Raw genomic sequence first — 20,770 nt, 5'->3', positions numbered from 1 at the left:
TTCCGGGCAAGCCCCGCCGCCCGAAGCGGCGCGCAGGCCTCTCGTCCCGCCCACCCGAAGGTTGATCCTCCATGCTGCAATGGCTCGCCGAGTTCCAGGGAAGCGTCCCGGCGGTTAACGTCTTCCGCTACATCACCTTCCGCACCGGCGGGGCGATCATCACCGCTCTGCTCTTCGTGTTCATGTTCGGCCCGGCGATCATTGCCCTGCTGCGGCTGAAGCAGGGCAAGGGCCAGCCGATCCGTACCGACGGGCCGCAGTCGCATTTGCTGACCAAGAAGGGCACGCCCACCATGGGCGGACTGATGATCTTCTCCGGGCTCATGGTGGCGACGCTTCTGTGGGGGAACCTGTCCAACCCCTATGTCTGGGTGGTGCTGTTCGTCACCATCGGCTTCGGGCTGATCGGCTTCTATGACGACTATCTGAAAGTCACGAAGCAGACCCATAACGGCCTGTCCGGCCGGGCACGCCTCGCCATCGAGGCGCTGATCGCCGGCACCGCAGCCGTGGTGATCATGCATGTGGGGCGCGATCCGCTCTCCTCCTCGCTGGCCTTCCCCTTCTTCAAGGACCTGCTGCTCGATCTCGGCTGGTTCTTCGTTATCCTCGGCGCCTTCGTCATCGTCGGCGCCGGCAATGCGGTGAACTTGACCGATGGGCTCGACGGCCTCGCCATCGTGCCGGTCATGGTGGCGGCCGGCAGCTTCGGGATGATCTCCTATCTCTCCGGCAATGTGCTGTTCGCGGACTATCTGCAGATCCACTATGTCGCCGGGGTCGGCGAACTGGCGGTGATCTGTGGCGCCATCATCGGCGCGGGCATCGGCTTTTTGTGGTTCAACGCCCCGCCGGCGCAGATCTTCATGGGCGACACCGGTTCGCTGGCGTTGGGTGGCTTGCTCGGCACCATCGCAGTGGCCACCAAGCATGAGATCGTGCTGGCGGTGATCGGCGGGCTGTTCGTGCTGGAGGCGGTGTCGGTGATCGTGCAGGTCGCCTCGTTCAAGCTCACCGGCAAGCGGGTGTTCAAGATGGCGCCGATCCACCACCATTTCGAGCAGAAGGGCTGGACCGAGCCGCAGATCGTCATCCGCTTCTGGATCATCGCCGTGGTGCTGGCATTGATCGGGCTTTCCACGCTCAAGCTGCGGTGAGGTCTGCCGAACCGGGCGGGCTCAGCCCACGCCCCTCGCCGCAAAGGCTTGAAACGTATCGCAGTCATGGCCGGGCTCGGCCCGGCCATCCACGTTTTGCCCGTCTGTATCGTGGATCCCCGGGCCAAGCCCGGGGATGACGTCGCGGCCCGGTGGTGGGACACGCCCGCCGCGATTTACGGCAGCGCCAGCACCTTCTTCACATTGTTGGCGTGGACCGCTTCATAGGGCGCGAAATAGCTGAGCGTCCCGGTGGCGAGGTCGCCGGCGATGAAGGTGGAAAGGTCCTGGTCGGCCAGCGCCATGTCGATGCGGGTGTGCAGCAGCTTGTTCAGATAGCGGATCGTGGCGTCGATCAACTCGGGCCCGTAGCCTCCGGCGGCGATCACATTAGGCGCGCCGTGATTGGGTAGGATGCGGGCATAGCCCCATTCCCGCACGCGCTTAAGCTCCTCGACATGGACCTGCAGGCGCTCGGGCTCGCCGACATAGGTGATCGGCTCCTCCAGCGTGTCGCCGGCCAGCATCAGGCCAAGCTGGGGCAGCAACAGGATCAGCCCGTCATGGCTGTGGATTTCAGCCGGCTCCAGCTTCACGGTGAGACGGCCGACCGTCAGTTCGCTCGGGCCGGTGATGATCTTGTTCGGCATGACAAGCGGGAAGATCGGCGGGTCGCCATTCTCCAGCGCCACCCGGTGGGCGGCGAGCGTCCGCTCGGTGCGGTCGAGCGCGATGATCTCATCGGTGGCGAAGACCGCGTTGCCGGCGACATGGTCGTCGTGCCAGTGGCTCAGCACAACCCGGAAGGACGTGACGCCTGCTGCCTCCAGCGTGCGGCGCATCATCTGGGCATGAGGAATGGAGATATGGGTGTCGTAGAGCAGCGCCTCGCTGCCATCCACCACCGCATAGACGCAGACGCCGAGCGCATAGGCCCCGTCGTCGAGCCAGTTCGGCGCCGCTGAATGCGCCCGCGCCCCGTCGATCCGACCGTCATAAAAGGCATAGATGTTGGGATGGGGCCGCAGAACCCGCATCGTTGAGCCGAGGGGAAGCAGGGAAGGGGCGGACATGGCAAGCTCTCAGGCTGGGGGGCGGAAATGCTGTCGTGTCGAGTGCCGATCATTTCATCGGTGGGCGAAATGCGCTAGCGAGAGGGGCCCGCGCCGCTCCTTTCCTGGGCGCCGTTTCCAAGGTTGCTCCCCATGATTCCCGTCTCCTCCCTCAAGGACCGCGCCGTCGCCCTGTTCGGGCTCGGCGGGTCGGGCCTCGCCACCGCGCGGGCGCTTCTCGCCGGCGGCGCCATGGTGACGGCGTGGGATGATTCGCCCACCTCGGTGGAAAAAGCGGTCGCGGAGGGCATTCCGACCGGCGACCTCAACGCGGCCGACTGGACCGGCTTTGCCGCTCTGGTACTGGCACCGGGGGTGCCGCTCACCCATCCCGAGCCGCATTGGACAGTGAAGAGGGCGCAGGACGCCGGGGTTGAGATCATCGGCGATATCGAGCTGTTCTGCCGTGAGCGGCGGCGTGCCGTGCGTCGGCCGGCCTTCGCCGCGATCACCGGCACCAATGGCAAATCGACCACGACGGCGTTGCTGGCTCATCTCCTCAAGGTCGGCGGCCGCGATGTGCAGATCGGTGGCAATTTCGGCCCGGCGATTCTCGGTCTCGAACCCCCCAAGGCGGGCCGCGTCTATGTGATCGAGTGCTCCTCCTACCAGATAGACCTCGCCCCCAGCCTCGATCCGGCGGTGGGCGTCCTGCTCAACCTGTCGCCCGACCATATCGACCGGCACGGGGCGATGGAGAACTACGCGGCAGTGAAGGAACGCCTGATCGCTGGCGTCGAGGCGGGCGGCACAGCGGTGGTCGGCGTCGACGACGAGTGGTCGCGTGCCGTTGCGGAGCGAGCCGAGGCAGCATGCAAGAACGTCGTGCGGATCTCGGTGCGAGGGGCACTTGATGACGGCGTGTTTCTCGACGGCACCGAACTCGTCTTGGCGGAAAAGGGCATTCGGGTGTTCAGCCTGAAGCTGGCCGGCATCGGCTCGTTGCGCGGCGCCCATAATGCGCAGAACGCCGCCGCCGCCTTCGCCGCCGCCCGCGCTTTGGGGCTCGCGCCCGAGGTGATCGCCGCCGGCATGGCGAGCTTTCCCGGCCTCGCGCACCGGATGGAGCAGGTGCGGACCCTCGGCGACGTGTTGTTCGTCAATGATTCCAAGGCGACCAATGCGGATGCGGCGGAGCGGGCACTGACCTCGTTCGACGACATTTTCTGGATCTCCGGCGGCAAGCCGAAGGAAGGCGGCATTGCGCCCCTGAAGCCCTATTTCTCACGGGTGCGAAAGGCCTATCTGATCGGCGTCGCCGCCGCGGACTTCGCCGCCACGCTGGGTGAGGACGTGCCGTTCGAGATCTGCGGCACACTCGACATGGCGGTGGCGCGGGCGGCGGCGGATGCGGCATCGTCCGGCCTGGCTCATCCCGTGGTGCTGCTGTCGCCGGCCTGCGCCAGCTTCGACCAGTACCGCAATTTCGAGGTGCGCGGCGATGCCTTCCGCGATCTCGTCAATGCCCTGCCGGATGTCTGAAGAACCGCGCCGGCATTAAGCGCCCGTCAACCTTAACCGTCCGATACTCCGGCAAAGCGTTTCCCGGAGTGGCGTACATGATATCGCGTGCCGAAAGGACGGTCGTCGGCGAGTGGTGGTGGACCATCGACCGACTGCTGCTCGGTGCTCTCGCCGCCTTGATGATTATCGGCATCGTGCTGGCGCTGGCGGCGAGCCCGCCGGTGGCGGCGCGCATCGGCATTCCCGACCCGTTCCACTTCGTGAACCGTCAGGTGATGTTCCTGGTGCCGGCACTCTGCATCCTGCTCGCCACCTCGTTCCTCTCGCCACGCAACATCAGGCGCATCGCGCTGGTGCTATTCCTGTTCTTTCTGGCTCTGGTCTGCGCCACGCTGGTGATCGGGCCGGAAGTGAAGGGTGCGCGACGCTGGCTCAACATTGCCAGCGTCACCGTGCAGCCCTCGGAATTCCTCAAGCCCAGCTTTGTCATCATCGCTGCCTGGCTGTTTTCCGAGAGCGTGCGACGGCCGGAAATGCCGGGCCAGTTCCTCGCCATCGGCCTGCTCGGTATGGTGGTGACGCCGCTGGTGTTGCAGCCGGATTTCGGCCAGACCATGCTGGTCTCGCTGGTGTGGGGCAGCCTGTTCTTCCTCGCCGGGCTGCGCATCGTCTGGGTGGTGGGCCTCGCCGGAATCGGCGCCTCGGGGCTTTTCATCGCCTACAAGACGGTGCCGCATGTCACTCAGCGCATCGACCGCTTCATGAACCCGGATTCAGGCGACACTTACCAGATCGATCTGTCGATCAACTCTTTCCTCAATGGCGGCTGGCTGGGGCAAGGGCCGGGCGAGGGCAGCTTCAAAAAGGTGCTGCCGGATGGGCACACCGACTTCATCTTCGCGGTGGCGGGCGAGGAGTTCGGTGCCGTGCTGTGCCTGATGATCGCCGGCCTGTTCGCCTTCATCGTGCTGCGCGCGCTCTCCCGGGCACTGAATGACGAGGACCCCTTCGTGCGCTTCGCCACGGCGGGCCTCGCCATGCTTTTCGGGCTGCAGTCCTGCATCAACATGATGGTGAACCTGCACATGATGCCGGCCAAGGGCATGACGCTGCCCTTCGTCTCCTATGGCGGCTCCTCTCTGCTGTCGCTGGCCTATGGCATGGGCATGCTGCTCGCCTTGACGCGCCGTCGCCCACGCACTGCGACGCTGGCGGAACTGGAACGGCTCGGCACGCGGCTTGGCGCGCCGATGCCGCGCGCGGCGTGAGGATCGACATGGCACCCGCATCCCGTCCGCTCGTCATGCTCGCCGCCGGCGGCACCGGCGGACATCTCTTCCCTGCCGAGGCGCTGGCCGGCGTGCTGGCTGCGCACGGCATTGATGTCGATCTCGTCACCGATTCGCGCGCCGCCCGCTATGCCGGGCACTTTCCGGCGCGACGGTTGCACGTGTTGCCGGCGGAGACGGTGCGCGGGCGCTCGCCGGTGGCACTGGCGCGCACCGCGCTCACGCTGGGGCTGGGCTTTATCAAGGGCTTCCGGCTGATGCGGGCGATGCGGCCGGCCATTGTCGTCGGCTTCGGCGGCTACCCCACCCTGCCGCCGATCCTCGCCGCCCATTACGCCGGATGCCCGACGTTGATCCACGAGGCGAACGCGGTGATGGGGCGGGCGAACACGCTGCTCGCTCCCCGCGTCACCGCCATCGCCTCCGGCTACCCCGACATCTGCGCCGGCAAGCCCACCCTCGCCGCCAAGGCGCATCACACCGGCAACCCGGTGCGCCCATCAGTGATCGCCGCTGCCAATGTGCCTTTCGCGCCGTTGGAGCCGGACGGGCCGATTGACCTGCTGGTGACCGGCGGCAGCCAGGGCGCGCGGGTGATGAGCGAGGTGGTGCCGGCCGGTGTCGAGGCGCTCGACGCGGGGCTGCGCGCCCGCCTGCGCCTCGTTCAGCAGGCGCGGCCGGAAGACATCGAGGCGGTGCGCGCCACCTATGCCCGCCTCGGCGTGCAGGCGGAAGTCGAACCCTTCTTCGCCGACCTGCCGGCACGCATCGCCCGGGCGCATCTCGTCATCTCCCGATCCGGCGCGATGACGGTGGCGGAACTGGGTGTTATCGGCCGTGCCTCCATCCTCGTCCCGCTACCGGGGGCTCTCGACCAGGACCAACTGGCCAATGCCACAGCGCTGGCCAATGGCGGTGGCGCGGTGGTGATGCCGCAAAGCCATTTCACTCCCGAGAGCCTCGCCGCAGCGCTCACTCGCCTCGCCAATGAGTCCGGTCGCCTGGAGGCGATGGCAAGGGCAGCCCGTGCCATGGGGCGCGCGGATGCTGCGGAGCGCTTAGCCGGACTCGTGCTCGCCATCGGCAAGATCGATGTCTAGAACCGCACCGCCCGCTTGTACCAAAGGCCCGGTGACGGGCGTGGCGCGCTCGTCTATTGCTGCGCGCCGGCAAAGCACGCCCGCCGCTCGTGCGGGCGGAAGGAAGATCCCATGAAGCTCCCGCTCTCTCTCGGCCCCATCCATTTCGTCGGCATTGGCGGCATCGGCATGAGCGGCATCGCCGAAGTGCTGCACAATCTCGGCTACACGGTGCAGGGCTCCGACGTCGCCGAGAGCGCCAACGTGAAGCGCCTCGCCGAGAAGGGCATCAAGGTGCTGATCGGCCACGCGGCCGAGAACATCGATGGCGCCGAGGTGCTGGTCGTCTCCACCGCCATCCGCCGCGACAATCCCGAACTGGTGGCCGCCCGCGCCAAGCGCCTGCCGGTGGTGCGCCGGGCGGAAATGCTGGCCGAACTGATGCGGCTGAAAAGCTGCGTCGCCATCGCCGGTACCCATGGCAAGACCACCACCACCTCTCTGGTCGCCACATTGCTCGATGCCGGCGGCTTCGACCCGACCGTCATCAATGGCGGCATCATCAACGCCTATGGCACCAATGCGCGCCTGGGCGATGGCGAATGGATGGTAGTGGAGGCGGATGAGAGCGACGGCACCTTCCTCAAGCTGCCGGTCGAGGTGGCCATCGTCACCAATATCGACCCCGAGCATCTCGACCACTTCAAGACCTTTGAGGCGGTGCAGGCCGCGTTCCGCAGCTTCATCGACAACCTGCCCTTCTACGGCTTCGCTGTCATGTGCACGGATCATCCCGTGGTGCAGGACCTCGTCGGCCATGTCGAGGACCGGCGGGTCATCACCTATGGCGAGAACCCGCAGGCGGATGTGCGGATCGTCGATGTCGACCTGCGCGGCGGGCTGTGCCGCTTCGCCGTGCTTTTCCGCGACCGCACCGGCGCGGTGGTGCACGAATTGCGCGACCTCGTCCTGCCGATGCCGGGCAAGCACAACGCGCTGAACGCTACCGCCGCCATCGCTGTCGCTCATGAGCTCGGCGCCAGCGATGAGCAGATCCGCAGCGCGCTGGCCGGCTTTGGCGGGGTGAAGCGGCGCTTCACCCGCACCGGCGAGGTGAACGGGGTCACCATCTTCGACGATTACGGTCACCACCCGGTGGAGATTGCCGCCGTGCTGCGCGCCGCCCGCGCCTCCACCGAGGGGCAGGTGATCGCGGTCGTGCAGCCGCATCGCTATACGCGCCTGCAGTCGCTGTTCGACCAGTTCGCTACCTGCTTCAACGATGCCGACCATGTCATCGTCGCCGACGTCTATGCCGCCGGCGAGCCGCCGATTGCGGGCATCGACCGCGACCATCTCGTCGAGGCGTTGCGTGCCCGGGGCCACCGCTCGGTAGTGGCGCTGAAGGGGCCGGAGGCGCTGGCAAAGCTGGTGAAGGGGCTGATGAAGCCGGGCGACTATGTCGTGTGTCTCGGTGCCGGCAATATCACCCAATGGGCCTATGCGCTGCCAGAGCAGCTGGAGATCGGGGCGGGCGCATGACCTTCCCCGACCTCACCGATGAGCTTTCCGCCCGCCTGCTGGATCTGCGCGGCCGGCTGATCGCCAACCAGAGCTTGGCCGAGTTGACCTGGTTCCGCGTCGGCGGGCCGGCGCAGGTGCTGTTTACCCCGGCGGACGAGGGCGACCTCGCTTATTTCCTCGCCAATCTGCCAGCCGAGATCCCGGTGACGGTGATCGGCCTCGGCTCCAACCTTATCGTGCGCGATGGCGGTGTGCCGGGCGTGGTGATTCGGCTCGGGCGCGGCTTCAGCGAGATCGCGGTGGAGGAGGGGTACCGGCTGCGCGTCGGTGCGGCGGTGCCGGACGTGAAGCTCGCCCGCGCGGCGGCGGAGGCGGGGATCGACGGGCTGGCCTTCTATCGCGGCATTCCCGGCGGCATTGGCGGGGCGCTGCGGATGAATGCCGGGGCCCATGGCGGCGAGACCTGCAACCCGCTCATTGAGGCGCGCGGCGTCGATCGGGCGGGGCATGTCCGCACCTTCTCCAACGCCGATTTCGGCTTCAGCTACCGGCATTCGCAAGCCCCCGCCGATGTGATCTTCACCAGCGCGCTGTTTCAGGGGCGGCCGGGCCAGACGACGGCGATACTCGCCGAGATGGACCGAATCACTGCCGCGCGCGAGGCCTCGCAGCCGATTCGCGAGAAGACCGGCGGCTCGACCTTCAAGAATCCGCCGGGCCAGAAGGCCTGGCAGTTGATCGACGCGGCCGGCTGTCGGGGGCTGACACGCGGCGGGGCTCAGATGTCGAAGCTGCACTGCAATTTCCTGATCAACACCGGCGGCGCCACCGCCGCCGACATTGAGGGGCTCGGCGAAGAGGTTCGCCGGCGCGTGAAGGACCAGTCCGGCGTCGAGCTGGAATGGGAGATCAAGCGTATCGGCCTTCCCGCCTGAGCGATGCGGCCTCATCGGCCGCCGAGGAGAATATGATGGGCAAGCATGTCGCCGTCCTGATGGGCGGCTGGTCGCCGGAGCGGCAGGTGTCGCTGTGGTCGGGCGAAGCGTGCGCGAAGGCGGCAGAAAGCGTCGGCTACCGCGTCACCCGCGTCGATGTGGGACGCGACATCGCGCAGGTGCTCAGCGCGCTCCAGCCCGACGTGGCGCTGAATGTGCTGCATGGCCGGCCGGGCGAGGACGGCACGATCCAGGGCATTCTTGAGGTGCTGCGCATCCCCTACACCCATTCCGGCGTGCTGGCCTCGGCGCTGGCCATGGACAAGACGCAGGCCAAGATCATCCTCGCCGCCCATGGCATCCCCGTGCCGGAGGGCCGCATGGTGTCGCGGGCCGAGGCCGCGCGCGAACATGTGCTGCCGCGCCCCTATGTGCTCAAGCCGAATACCGGCGGATCCTCCGTGGGGGTGTTCATCGTTCGCGAGGACCAGGAGTACCCGCCGCAGGAGCTGCATCGCGCGGACTGGGGATTCGGTGAGGAGCTGCTGGCGGAGCGTTATATCCCCGGCCTGGAGCTGACCTGCGCCGTGATGGGCGATCACGCGCTCGGCGTCATCGAAATCCAGTCCGACCTAAAGTTCTACGATTACGAGGCAAAATACGCTCCGGGCGGTTCCCGCCACATTCTGCCGGCCCAAATTTTACCGAATATTTACCAAAAGGCGCGGATGTTAGCGGTCAGGGCGCATCGCGCGCTCGGCTGTCGGGGCATCAGCAGGACTGACTTCCGCTACGACGACCAGGCCGGGGACGAATCCGGTCTTGTCTGTCTGGAGGTCAATACGCAGCCCGGAATGACCGAGACGTCGCTTGTGCCCGAATTGGCAGCCCATGAGGGCCATTCGTTCGGTGAGCTAATACGATGGATGGTGGAGGACGCTTCGCTCGATCGCTGACCCCGCGGCAGACGCTGGCGGGCAAGCGGACCGGCGCGGCCACCGGCGATTCGACCCGAGGCGAGCGGGCCCGTATGCCGGCGCGCCCGGCGCCGGTGTCCGAGCGTACCCGTCTGCTCGACCGAACCATCATCGGCGGCCGGCGGTTGCTCGTCGGCCTGTGCACCTCGCGCGCCGTCTTCACCGGCGCCGGGGCTTGGCTCACGGCGGCGCTGTTCGTCGCCACCGGCCTCTACGGCATGGAGCGCGGCGGCCATATGCCCGCGGCGATCGAGACCGCCCGCGACATGGGCGATGCCGCCGCCAACCTCGCCGGGCTCAGGATCGCGAACGTCAATCTCTCCGGCCAGAATCACGTCACCCCCGGCGACATCCTCGCCACGGCCGGGGTGAAGCCGACCTCCTCGCTGCTGTTCCTCGATGCCGAGGGTGCGCGCATGCGTCTCGAAGAGCTGGCGTGGATCAAGCGTGCCACGGTGCAGAAGCTCTATCCCGACCGCCTCGATATCCAGATTGTCGAGCGCGAGGGCTTCGCGCTCTGGCAGAAGGACGGCAAGATCAACGTCATCGCCCGCGACGGCACGGTGATCGCGCCCTATTCCGACGATCCGCGCTATATCCGCCTTCCCATCGTTGTTGGTGACGGCGCCGAGACCAGCGTGGTCGAGATCGTCGAGGCGCTGAGCCTGGTGCCTGGCGTGCGCGACCAGGTGCGCGCCGCCATCCGTGTCGCCGACCGCCGCTGGACGCTGAAGATGCGCAACGGCGTCGATGTGCGCCTGCCCGAGCAAGGGCTGAACGACGCGCTCGAACAACTCGCCCTGCTCGATCAGCAGAAGTCGCTGCTCTCGCGCGACATCACCATTGTCGACCTGCGCCTTCCCGACCGGATCTCGGTCCGTCTTTCCGACGCGGCTTATGCCGCCCGCGAGGCCGAGCTGAAAGCCAAGGCCAAGGCCAAGAAGGGCAGCAGCTCATGAGACCGCGTGCTCCCTTCGAGATCGCCCCGAAAATGCGGCCGCTGCCGCCGCGCCGCACCGGCGTGGTCGGCGTGCTGGAAGTCGGTACCTCCAAGATTGTGTGCATGATCGCCCGGCTGAAGCCGCGCGAGGCGACGTCCAGCCTGCGCCGGCGCACCCATTCGGTGGATGTGCTTGGCATCGGTCATACCAGCGCCCATGGCATCAAGGGCGGCACCGTCATCGACATGGAACGCGCCGAGCATGCGATTCGCCGCGCGGTGGATGCTGCCGAGCGCATGGCCGGGGCGCAGATCGCCTCCGTCATCGTCTCGCTGGCGGGCGGCCGGCTCGCCTCCGAGCATTTCAATGCCGAGGTTGATCTGCCGGAGCCGGCGGTCGCCGAGGGCGATATCCGCCGCGTGCTCGACGCCGCCTCCACTTTTGCCGTCGGCGAGGGGCGCACCATTCTGCACGCTTTGCCGGTCGGATACGCGCTCGACGGCGCTGGCGGCATTGGCGAGCCGCGCGGCATGCTCGGGCGCCGGCTCGGCGTCGACCTGCACGTCGTCACCGCCGAGGCGGCCGCCGTCCGCAACCTGCTTCTGTGCATCGAGCGCTGCCATCTCGGCGTCGAGGCCATGGTGGCAGCTCCCTATGCCGCGGCGCTGTCCACGCTGGCTGACGACGAATCGGAACTGGGTGTGACGCTGATCGATTTCGGCGCCGGCACCACGACGGTGGCGGTGGTCGAGAATGGCCATTGCGTGCATGTTGACGGCATCGCCATTGGTGGCCAGCACGTGACCAACGACGTGGCGCGCGGGCTCTCCACCCGCCTTGCCGATGCCGAGCGGCTGAAGAGCCTGCATGGCGGGGTGATGGCGATGGGCGCCGACGAGCGCGAAATGCTGACCGTGCCGAGCATTTCCGACGACCACGACCTGCCGCGGGCGATCCCCAAGGCGCGGCTGGTGCGGATTGTTCGCCCGCGTGTCGAGGAAATCGTCGAGTTGGTGCGCGACCGTCTTCATGCCTCCGGCCATGCGGCGGGCGCGGGGCGGCGCATCGTTCTCACCGGCGGTGCCGCTCAACTCACTGGCCTCGCCGAGCTTGTCGGTAACATACTGGGACCACAGGTGCGAATCGGTCGCCCGCTCGGTATTTCGAAGCTGCCCGAAGCGACGCGCGGCGCGCCGTTCGCTGTCGCCACCGGGCTTCTGGTCTATCCGCAGGTCGCGGGACTCGAACATTTCGAGGCCCGCCGCCGCCGCCTCTCGCAGGGCGACGGCTCCGGTTATTTTTCGCGCGTCGGTCACTGGCTGAGGGAGGCCTTCTGACGTGCTCCATCTAATCCGCGCCGGCGGAACCGGCACCACAGGGATCATGACGGGCCGCGCGCCCGCCGGCGTTAGGGGACACTAAAAATGACCATCAACCTCCAGGTACCGGACATCCGCGAACTGCGTCCCCGCATCACCGTGTTCGGTGTCGGCGGCGCCGGTGGCAACGCCGTCAACAACATGATCACGGCCGGCCTGACGGGGGTCGACTTCGTGGTCGCCAACACCGACGCGCAGGCGCTCACCCTCTCCAAGGCCGAGCGCATCGTGCAGATGGGCGTCGCCGTCACCGAGGGTCTCGGCGCCGGTTCGCAGCCGGAAGTCGGCCGCGCCGCTGCCGAGGAAGCGCTCGACGAGATCCGCGATCACCTGGCCGGCGCGCACATGGTCTTCATTACCGCTGGCATGGGCGGCGGCACCGGCACCGGCGCGGCCCCCGTCATTGCTCGCGCGGCCCGCGAGCTCGGCATCCTCACCGTCGGCGTCGTGACCAAGCCCTTCCACTTCGAGGGCCAGCGCCGGATGCGTATCGGCGAGATGGGCATCAACGAGCTGCAGAAGGGCGTCGATACCCTTATCGTCATCCCGAACCAGAATTTGTTCCGGGTTGCCAACGAGCGCACCACCTTCGCCGACGCTTTCGCCATGGCGGACCAGGTGCTCTATTCGGGCGTCGCCTGCATCACCGACCTGATGGTGAAGGAAGGCCTGATCAATCTCGACTTCGCTGACGTCCGCGCCGTGATGCGTGAGATGGGCAAGGCGATGATGGGCACCGGCGAGGCCTCCGGCGAGCAGCGTGCCCGCCACGCGGCCGAAGCGGCGATCGCCAACCCGCTGCTCGACGAAGTGTCGATGCGCGGCGCGCGCGGCCTGCTGATCTCGATCACTGGCGGCAAGGACCTGACCCTGTTCGAGGTGGACGAGGCGGCGACCCGTATTCGCGAGGAAGTCGATCCCGACGCCAACATCATCCTCGGCGCCACCTTCGACGAGACGCTGGAAGGCCTGATCCGCGTGTCGGTCGTCGCCACCGGTATCGACCCGGCGGTGATTCCCGAGCAGATCCCGCACGCCCTCAACAACCTTCCCGACCTTGGCGGGCGCCGCGTCTCGAACGCCGGTCGCGCCGCCGTGGAAGCGCGCCGCGACGCCGCTCTGCGCTCGGTCGCCTCGGCGCTCGACGCGGAAGATTTCGGCGCCCCGCATCACGAGCCGAGCTTCGCTGCCGCGCCGGTCAACGACCACCCCTATGGCGAGCCGTCCTATTCCCAGCCCGCCTATTCGCAGGCTTCCGCCGCGATCGACGAGGTGACGATCCGCCAGATGGCGCCCAAGCAGCCGCTCTATGCCGAGCCGGAGCCTGCCCCCTACAATGAGGCGGCCTATGAAGAACACGCGATCGAGCCCTTCATTCCGCCGCAGGCCGAGCGTCCCGCCCCGCGCATGCCGCGCGTCGACGAGCTGCCCATGCCGGCACAGAACCAGATCCGCGCGGCGCGCGGTGAGATGACCGATCACCATCACGCCGAGAAGAAGCGCATGACGCTGCTGCAGCGCCTGGCCAATGTCGGCCTCGGCCGCAGCCAGGAGGAGGACGAGGTGGAGCCGCCGGCGGACATGCGTCCGGTGGTGCGCCGCGCCCCGGCCCAGCCCGAGGCCCGGCCGCTCGCCGAGATGCGCCCCGAGGCTTCCGAATACGCCAAGCGCCCGGCGGCTCGCCCCGCCGATCCGCGTGCCGCGCGTCCGGCCGAGGACGACCATCTCGACATTCCCGCCTTCCTGCGTCGTCAGGGCTGAGGCGGGCATGACAGGCGGGCGCGTGCCGCCTGTTACAAAAGGTGTGACGCAGTGCAGCGCCCGGATCGTGAGGTCCGGGCGTAGCTATTTGGAATTAAATGAATTTTCAGGTTTTTGCGTCAGCGTAGAAACGGTAACAGACGGTAAGCAAGCGTGATTTGGCGCGGACTCTCGGCGCCGTTATCTTGCCAGCCAACGATAAGCGGCCGTAGCGGATTCGGTTCCGCGCTCTAAAGGGCGGCGCACTGTGTTGGTTTTGGGGATTGGGGAGAGCGGGGCGCTTGGCGTTGCCGCTTTTTGGGTCGAATGAACGCTGTACGGCAGACCACCCTTGGCGATGACGTGACGCTTTCCGGCGTCGGCGTCCATTCCGGCAAGATGGCGCAGATGCACCTCTCGCCCGCCGAAGCCGACAGCGGCATCGTTTTCTTCCGCAAAGACACCAATCAGTCCGTGCGCGCCTGCCGGGGCGCGGTGCGCGGCAGTGACCTCGCCACCGTGCTGCGTGATTCGAGCGGCCCGGCCGTTTCCACCGTTGAGCATCTGCTGGCCTGCTTTGCTGGCCTTGGCGTCGACAATGCCCGGGTCGAGATCGACGGGCCGGAAGTGCCGATTCTCGATGGCAGCGCCGGCGATTTTGTGGCGGCCGTGGATGAGGCCGGCATTGTCGAGACCGGCCATGCTCGCCGCTATCTGCGCGTGCTCAAGCCGATTCGCGTCGAGACCGAAACCGGCTTCGGCGAGCTCGTGCCCTATGACATGGGCTTCCGGCTCGAAGTCGAGATCGATTTCGACCATGCCGCCATCGGTCGTCAGCGCTTCGCCGCCACCATGTCGCCGGAGGTGTTCCGCAAGGAGCTCGCCGCCGCCCGCACCTTCGGCTTCGTCAGCGATGTCGAGCGCCTGTGGCAGGCGGGCTATGCGCTCGGCGCCTCGCTCGACAATACCATCTGTCTCGGCGACGAAGGCGTGATCAACACCACCGGCCTGCGCTATGCCGACGAGTTCGTGCGCCACAAGGCCCTGGATGCCATTGGCGACCTTGCCATTGGCGGTCTGCCGCTGCTGGCCCGCTACCGTTCCTACCGTGGCGGCCACAAGCTGAATTTCGCCGTCGTCGACGCGCTTCTGTCCGACCGCTCCGCCTATGAGATCGTCGAAGCCCGTATCCCGGCCCGCCGCACCGTCAGCAGCAATGCCGGCCTGATCGCGGTCGCCGTCCCGGCCTACGCGCCGGAGCTTTGAGTCTCCCTTCGCTGCGCCTTGGCCTAGCATCGGTACAGGCCGCTGGGTTGGCTTCTTTCCCATTGGGGTTTGTCGGCTGCGGGCGACGTTTGGCTGTTCCGTCTCCTCGCCGCCTTGGCGCGACCCGCCCGGGCCCGTTCTTTCCGCCCGCCACCTAGACCGCGTCCGGCGCGCAACAGGTGGCATGAAATGGTGGCCGGTGGCACCTCTTTGCTCTTGGCATCCCAAGGCGCCATAATCCGGTCGGAAAGCCGCCTTAGCGCCTGACCACGCACTTGGCGTCGAAGCAGCGACCAGATCGGGATCCAACTTGTGATGCGTCTTCTCTGTCTCGGCCAGACTGTTCCCGCACAGGGGACCCCTGCCATCCGCCGCGCCGGCACAGCGTGCTCGGGTGTCGTCGCCGTGCGCCTGCTGGGCCTTGTCCTGGCCGGCGCCTCGCTCGGTGGCTGCGCCAGCCTGTTCGACACCAGCAAGGAAGAGACGGTCTACCCCGACGTCCCGGCCGAGCAGCGCTACAATGAGGGCCTGACCCTCATGCAGAAGGGTGAATATGCCCAGGCGATCACCCGCTTCGAGGATGTCGACCGCCAGCACCCCTACTCGGATTGGGCGCGCAAGGCGCTGCTGATGATCGCCTATGCCAATTACACCCAGGGCTCCTATGACGAGTGCATCGCCGCGGGGCGGCGCTACCTCGCGCTGCATCCGGGCTCGGAAGATGCCGCCTATGCACAGTACCTGATCGCGGCCTCCTATTTTGACCAGATTCCGGACATCTCCCGCGACCAGCAGCGCACCCAGCGCGCGATGGATTCGCTTGAGGAAGTGATTCGCAAATTCCCCAACACCGAATACGCCGTCAGCGCCAAGAAGAAGCTCGAAGTCGCCCGCGACCAGCTGGCCGGCAAGGAGATGATGATCGGGCGCTATTATCTCGAACAGCGCAATTATGCCGGCGCCATCAACCGGTTCAAGGTGGTGGTCACGCGCTATCAGACCACCCGCCATGTCGAGGAGGCGCTCTACCGCCTCACCGAAGCGTATATGGCGCTGGGGGTGATGAGTGAGGCGCAGACCTCGGCGGCGGTGCTCGGCTATAATTTCCCCGACAGTTCCTGGTACCAGGACGCCTACAAGCTGGTTCAGTCGCGCGGCGTCGATCCGAAGATGAACGAGCAGTCCTGGATCGCCAAGGCCTTCAAGGGCTTCACTCTCGGCTGAGGCCTGACAAGGGCCTTCGGGGCGGATGATCGAGCGGTTATTTTCGGGCGCGTTGCCGCAGCAGGAAAAGCGCCCCTTTCGCCGCGTCGCGACCTGTGAGAACATAGCAAGAACACGAATGCGCGCCCTGCCGCGGCATGCTAGAAGGGCGCGCCCCCTTGTCCTGCGGGTAAACGTTCTGGAGCGTCACGCATGCTGATCGCCCTGTCGATCAGGGATATCGTGCTCATCGAGCGGCTCGACCTCTCCTTCCATGCTGGCCTCACCGTCCTGACCGGCGAGACCGGCGCGGGCAAGTCGATCCTGCTCGATGCCTTCACCCTCGCCCTTGGCGGGCGAGGCGACGGGTCGCTGGTGCGCCAGGGCACGACGCAAGGGCAGGTGACGGCCGAGTTCGACCTCGCCGCCGACCATCCGGTGCGCGGAATGCTCGCGGAAGCGGGCATCGACGATGATGGCGCGCTGGTGCTGCGGCGGGTGCAGCACGCCGACGGCCGCACGAGGGCCTTCGTCAACGACCAGTCGGTGAGCGCGCAGATGCTACGCGGTCTCGGCCGGCGGCTGGTGGAAATCCACGGTCAGCATGACGATCGGGCACTGGTCGACCCCGCCTCGCACCGCGCCCTGCTCGACGCCTATGGCGGGCTGGTGGAACTCGCCGAGGAAGTGGCCGCCCGGGCGCGCGGCTGGCGCGTGGCACGTACCGAGGCGGCGCAGGAAAAGGCGCGGCTCGACGAGGCGGCCAAGGAGGCGGATTTCATCCGCCACGCGGTGGAAGAGTTGACTGCCCTAGGTCCCGAGCCGGGTGAGGAAGAACGGCTCGCCACGCGCCGCACTGAGATGATGCGCTTCGAGAAGATCGCGACCGATCTCGCCGATGCGCAGGACGCCGTCGGCGGCAATAATTCGCCCATTCCCGGCCTTGCCGCCGCCGTGCGCCGGCTGGAACGCCGGGCCGGCGAGGTGGAGGCGTTGGTGCGGCCGGCGGTCGAGGCGATCGACGCAGCGCTGAACGCACTGGACCTCGCCCGCACCCATCTCGACGCCGCACTGCGCGAGGCTGATTTCGACCCGAACGAGTTGGAGCGCATCGAGGAGCGGCTGTTCGCCCTGCGCGCGGCCGGGCGGAAATATGCCTGCACGGTGGATGACCTTGCCAATGTCGCGGCGCGCTTCGCCGACCAGATCGACGCGCTCGACCATGGCGCGGAGACGCTGAGGGGGCTAGAAGCCCGCGCTGATGCCATGGAGGCGGCCTATCGTCAGGCCGCGCGCGACCTGTCGCTGAAGCGCCGGGCCGCCGCGGTGGCGCTGGACGCGGCGGTGAACGCTGAACTGCCGCCGCTGAAGCTGGAGAGGGCGCGCTTCCTCACCGACTGCCAGATGGACGAAGCGGCGCAGGTGGACGGCTATGACCGGATCGAGTTCTGGGTCCAGACCAATCCCGGCACCCGTCCCGGCCCGATGATGAAGGTGGCGTCCGGCGGCGAGCTGGCGCGCTTCCTGCTGGCGCTGAAGGTGGTGCTGGCCGACAAGGGGTCCGCGCCGACGCTCGTCTTCGATGAAATCGACACCGGGGTTGGCGGGGCGGTGGCCGATGCCATCGGCGCCCGGCTGGCCCGGCTCTCGTCCCGTGTGCAGGTGGTGGCGGTAACGCACGCCCCGCAAGTGGCGGCGCGGGCGGGGAATCACTTCCGAATCGCCAAGGAGGCCATGGCCGATCTCGACCGGGTGGCGACGCGCGTGGCGCCGCTGGCGCCCGATCACCGGCGCGAGGAGATCGCCCGCATGCTCTCCGGCGCTGAAGTGACATCCGAGGCACGGGCGGCTGCCGACAGGCTGCTGAAAGGTGCCATAGCCGATTGATGCTATGCCCGGCCGGTGCTCGCGGCCGCGCGAGCCCGTCGACTTCCGCGCCGTGCTGTCCTATTCGACGTCCGCACGCTCCGTTCCTCTCTCCGCCGGCTGCTCATGACGTCCTCGCTTCCCCCCGCGCCCGCCCCTGCCGCGCCGGTCTTCATCGGCGCAAACCCGGGCCCGGCCGTAGCTCCCGACCTGACAGTGGTCATCCCCACTTTCAACGAGCGCGGCAATCTGGAGCCGCTGGTGGCGCGGCTGGCGCATGTGCTGGCCGGCATCGCCTGGGAGGCGATCTTCGTCGACGACAATTCCCCCGACGGCACGGCGGACGCGCTGCGCGGCATCGGCCGGCGCGACCCGCGCATTCGCTGCATTCGCCGCGTCGGGCGGCGGGGGCTGGCGGGGGCGTGCATCGAGGGCATGCTGGCGGCGCAGGCGCCGGTCGTCGCCGTGATGGACGCGGATCTCCAACATGATGAGAGCCTGCTGCCGCAGATGCTGGAAGCGATGGGAACGGGTGCCGATGTGGTGGTGGCTACGCGCTACGCTCCGGGCGGCGACGCGGAAGGCTTCAGCGCCTGGCGCGGCCGGGGCAGCCGGCTCGCCACCACGCTCGCCCAGCGCGTGCTGAAGGTCACGTCCTCCGACCCGATGAGCGGCTTCTTCATGCTGCGGCGGGAAACGGTCGAGGAACTGGCGCCGAAGCTGTCGACACAGGGGTTCAAGATCCTGCTCGACATTCTCGCCTCCGCGCGGGGGCGGCTGAAGGTGAAGGAGCTGACCTACAGCTTCGGCGTGCGGCAGAGCGGCGACAGCAAGCTCGACAACCGGGTGCTGATGGATTTTCTCGGCCTGATCGTCTCCAAGGCGTCCGGCGGCCTCGTCTCGCTGCGCTTTCTTTCCTTCGCCACCGTGGGCGCGGCCGGGCTTGTCGTTCATCTCGCGGCGCTGCGCCTCGGCCTCGGCTTCGCGCTCAGCTTCCTGGTGGCGCAGACCATCGCCACGCTAACGGCGATGACCTTCAATTATGTGCTGAACAACCTGCTCACCTATCGCGACCGCCGGCTGTCCGGCTGGGCCTTCCTGCGCGGGCTGCTGGCGTTCTATGCGATTTGCGGGCTCGGGGCGGCCGCCAATGTCGGCGCCGCCGAATGGGCCTTCTACCAGACCGCGCAATGGTGGCTTGCCGGCATCGCCGGTGCCTGCATCGGCGCGGTGTGGAACTACGCCATGAGCCGGGCACTGGTGTGGAAGGACGCGGCATGAGCACGCTTTCCGCCGGTCCGGCGCCGGCCTCGTCCTCGGCCGGCGATATCGCCACGCGCGGCGCGCTGGCGCTGATCGGCCTGATGCTGGTCTGGCGGCTGGTGCTCGCCGCCTTTGTGCCGCTGGTGCCTGATGAGGCCTATTATGCGCTGTGGGCACAGGGGCTCTCGGCCGGCTATGTCGATCATCCGCCGATGATCGCGTTCTTCATCCGCGCCGGGCAGATGCTGCTGGGCGACACCCCGCTCGGGGTGCGGCTGTTCAGCGTGTTGGCCGCGCTGCCGGCGAGTTGGTTCGTCTGGCGGGCGGCGGAGGATCTGCTGGAGGATCGCCGCGCCGGGGCGCTGGCGGCGGTGCTGTTCAATGCGACGATCTTCGGCTTTCTCGGCATGACGCTGGCGACGCCCGACGCGCCGCTGGCGCTGTTCTGCGCAGCCATGGTCTGGTGTGCCGCGCGGTTGGTGCGCGCGCCCCGTCCACTCTGGTGGCTCGCCATGGGGCTGGCGACCGGGCTGGCGGCGCAATCGAAATACTCCGGTGCGATGCTGGCCGGCGCCTTTTCACTGGCGGTGCTCGCGCTGGCGCCGTTGCGGCGACAGCTGCTGACTCCCTGGCCCTGGCTTGCGGCGCTGCTCGCGCTGCTGGTGTTTCTGCCGAACATCGCCTGGAACGCCGCTCATGACTGGGCGACGCTGACCAAGCAGGGCGGCCGGGTGACGGCGCAGGCGCCGTTCCGCCCCGGCTTCCTGCCGGAATTCGTCGGCTCGCAGATCGGGCTGGCGACACCGCTCATCTTCCTGTTCGCCGTCCTTGGCCTGCTGCCGCGCCGCGCGGCGGCCGCCTTCCGGCCAGGCGGCGGGCGGGCGCTAGTGATGATCCTGCTCTTTGTGCCGCTGGCCTATTTCGCTGTACATGCGCTGCGCTCGCGGGTCGAGGGCAATTGGGTCGGCTTCCTCTACCCGCTCGTGGCCATCGCGGCGGCGGCGGGCATGCTGGCCCCCGCGGGCAGCGGCTGGGCCGGGCGAAACCTGCCGGGGCTGGCGCGGGCGACGCTGCCGCTGGCGTTCGGCCTGATACTGGCTTTGGGGATTCACGCGCTGTTCGTGCCCACGACGCTGGCGGGAAATAAGGATGCGGTGCTGCGGATGACGCGCGGCTGGCCGGAATTCGCCGCCGAGATCGACGCAAAGCGGCGCGCCATCGGCGCCAGCGCGATCCTCACCAATGACTACCAGATGACCTCTATGCTGAAGCGGGAACTACCCGGCGTCACCGTGCAGCAATTCGACGAGCGCCAGCGTTACGCCTTCATGGACGAGCCGGAGGTGCTCTCGCTGCCGGGGCCGCTGCTGCTCGTGCTGTCCACCTTCCGCTCCTTCAACGACATCACCGGCGCCTTTGGCGGGCGGGAGGACCTCGGCGAAGTGTCGCGGCGTTTCCGCGATGTGACGATGCCGCCGGTGCGGCTGTTCCGCCTCGACCCGGTGGAAACGCCCGCACCTGACGCGCCTGCGCCGCCCGTGCCCTGATCGGGAGACTTGAGGCGGTCGGCGATTT

Annotated in this window: 16 protein-coding genes; 15 read left to right on the top strand and 1 reads right to left on the bottom strand. The window is 67.6% G+C overall.

Going from position 1 to position 20,770, the window contains the following annotated elements; genetic code table 11:
* The first annotated feature begins 71 nt into the window (after window positions 1–71).
* Window positions 72–1,157 carry a phospho-N-acetylmuramoyl-pentapeptide-transferase gene (gene mraY / locus A3M1_RS0104615; protein WP_018387791.1) on the top strand — a complete coding sequence of 362 codons (1,086 nt, stop codon included), beginning with the start codon at window positions 72–74 and terminating at the stop codon, window positions 1,155–1,157.
* A 176-nt stretch (window positions 1,158–1,333) separates the two neighbouring features.
* Here mraY and A3M1_RS0104610 read toward each other — a convergent pair whose 3' ends face one another.
* Window positions 1,334–2,230: an MBL fold metallo-hydrolase gene (locus A3M1_RS0104610; RefSeq protein ID WP_018387790.1), complete on the bottom strand. Its 897-nt coding sequence runs from the start codon at window positions 2,228–2,230 to the stop codon at window positions 1,334–1,336.
* Between the two features lie 132 nt (window positions 2,231–2,362).
* On the opposite strand from A3M1_RS0104610, the gene murD reads away from it, so the two are divergent.
* From murD to A3M1_RS0104540, 14 genes are all read left to right on the top strand, one after another.
* Window positions 2,363–3,751 carry a UDP-N-acetylmuramoyl-L-alanine--D-glutamate ligase gene (murD, locus tag A3M1_RS0104605; protein WP_018387789.1) on the top strand — a complete coding sequence of 463 codons (1,389 nt, stop codon included), beginning with the start codon at window positions 2,363–2,365 and terminating at the stop codon, window positions 3,749–3,751.
* Between the two features lie 77 nt (window positions 3,752–3,828).
* A complete protein-coding gene (gene ftsW / locus A3M1_RS0104600) occupies window positions 3,829–5,001 on the top strand; it encodes a putative lipid II flippase FtsW (protein WP_018387788.1) in 1,173 nt (390 codons plus the stop codon).
* 8 nt (window positions 5,002–5,009) lie between these two features.
* Window positions 5,010–6,122 (top strand): undecaprenyldiphospho-muramoylpentapeptide beta-N-acetylglucosaminyltransferase, encoded by a 1,113-nt coding sequence (gene murG, locus A3M1_RS0104595; protein WP_026221142.1) that lies wholly within the window; start codon window positions 5,010–5,012, stop codon window positions 6,120–6,122.
* A gap of 111 nt (window positions 6,123–6,233) precedes the next feature.
* Window positions 6,234–7,643: a UDP-N-acetylmuramate--L-alanine ligase gene (murC, locus tag A3M1_RS0104590; protein ID WP_018387786.1), complete on the top strand. Its 1,410-nt coding sequence runs from the start codon at window positions 6,234–6,236 to the stop codon at window positions 7,641–7,643.
* On the top strand, window positions 7,640–8,560 hold the full coding sequence (gene murB, locus A3M1_RS0104585; protein WP_018387785.1) for a UDP-N-acetylmuramate dehydrogenase: 921 nt from the start codon (window positions 7,640–7,642) through the stop codon (window positions 8,558–8,560). The genes murC and murB overlap by 4 nt, the downstream gene beginning before the upstream one ends.
* Before the next feature lie 35 nt (window positions 8,561–8,595).
* Window positions 8,596–9,516 carry a D-alanine--D-alanine ligase gene (locus tag A3M1_RS0104580; protein WP_018387784.1) on the top strand — a complete coding sequence of 307 codons (921 nt, stop codon included), beginning with the start codon at window positions 8,596–8,598 and terminating at the stop codon, window positions 9,514–9,516.
* Between the two features lie 74 nt (window positions 9,517–9,590).
* A complete protein-coding gene (locus tag A3M1_RS0104575) occupies window positions 9,591–10,496 on the top strand; it encodes a cell division protein FtsQ/DivIB (protein WP_018387783.1) in 906 nt (301 codons plus the stop codon).
* Window positions 10,493–11,815, top strand: a complete 1,323-nt coding sequence (gene ftsA / locus A3M1_RS0104570) for a cell division protein FtsA (RefSeq protein WP_245261568.1) — start codon at window positions 10,493–10,495, stop codon at window positions 11,813–11,815. The genes A3M1_RS0104575 and ftsA overlap by 4 nt, the downstream gene beginning before the upstream one ends.
* Before the next feature lie 87 nt (window positions 11,816–11,902).
* The gene (gene ftsZ, locus A3M1_RS0104565) at window positions 11,903–13,618 is read left to right on the top strand and encodes a cell division protein FtsZ (protein ID WP_018387781.1); all 1,716 of its coding nucleotides are present in this window, start codon (window positions 11,903–11,905) and stop codon (window positions 13,616–13,618) included.
* 306 nt (window positions 13,619–13,924) lie between these two features.
* Complete coding sequence (gene lpxC, locus A3M1_RS0104560; RefSeq protein WP_018387780.1) at window positions 13,925–14,863, top strand: UDP-3-O-acyl-N-acetylglucosamine deacetylase; 939 nt, start codon at window positions 13,925–13,927, stop codon at window positions 14,861–14,863.
* Window positions 14,864–15,268: 405 nt separating this feature from the next.
* Complete coding sequence (locus tag A3M1_RS0104555; RefSeq protein WP_018387779.1) at window positions 15,269–16,087, top strand: outer membrane protein assembly factor BamD; 819 nt, start codon at window positions 15,269–15,271, stop codon at window positions 16,085–16,087.
* A gap of 192 nt (window positions 16,088–16,279) precedes the next feature.
* The gene (gene recN / locus A3M1_RS0104550) at window positions 16,280–17,953 is read left to right on the top strand and encodes a DNA repair protein RecN (RefSeq protein ID WP_018387778.1); all 1,674 of its coding nucleotides are present in this window, start codon (window positions 16,280–16,282) and stop codon (window positions 17,951–17,953) included.
* Window positions 17,954–18,058: 105 nt separating this feature from the next.
* Window positions 18,059–19,213 carry a glycosyltransferase family 2 protein gene (locus A3M1_RS0104545; RefSeq protein ID WP_018964199.1) on the top strand — a complete coding sequence of 385 codons (1,155 nt, stop codon included), beginning with the start codon at window positions 18,059–18,061 and terminating at the stop codon, window positions 19,211–19,213.
* Window positions 19,210–20,742 (top strand): glycosyltransferase family 39 protein, encoded by a 1,533-nt coding sequence (locus A3M1_RS0104540; RefSeq protein ID WP_018387776.1) that lies wholly within the window; start codon window positions 19,210–19,212, stop codon window positions 20,740–20,742. Before A3M1_RS0104545 ends, A3M1_RS0104540 begins: the two co-directional genes overlap by 4 nt.
* Window positions 20,743–20,770 lie beyond the last annotated feature (28 nt).

Source organism: Ancylobacter sp. FA202 (assembly GCF_000380205.1).
Lineage (GTDB): Bacteria > Pseudomonadota > Alphaproteobacteria > Rhizobiales > Xanthobacteraceae > Ancylobacter.
The sequence above is the reverse complement of the archived record's forward strand: the minus strand, read 5'-3'. Positions and strand labels throughout refer to the sequence as shown.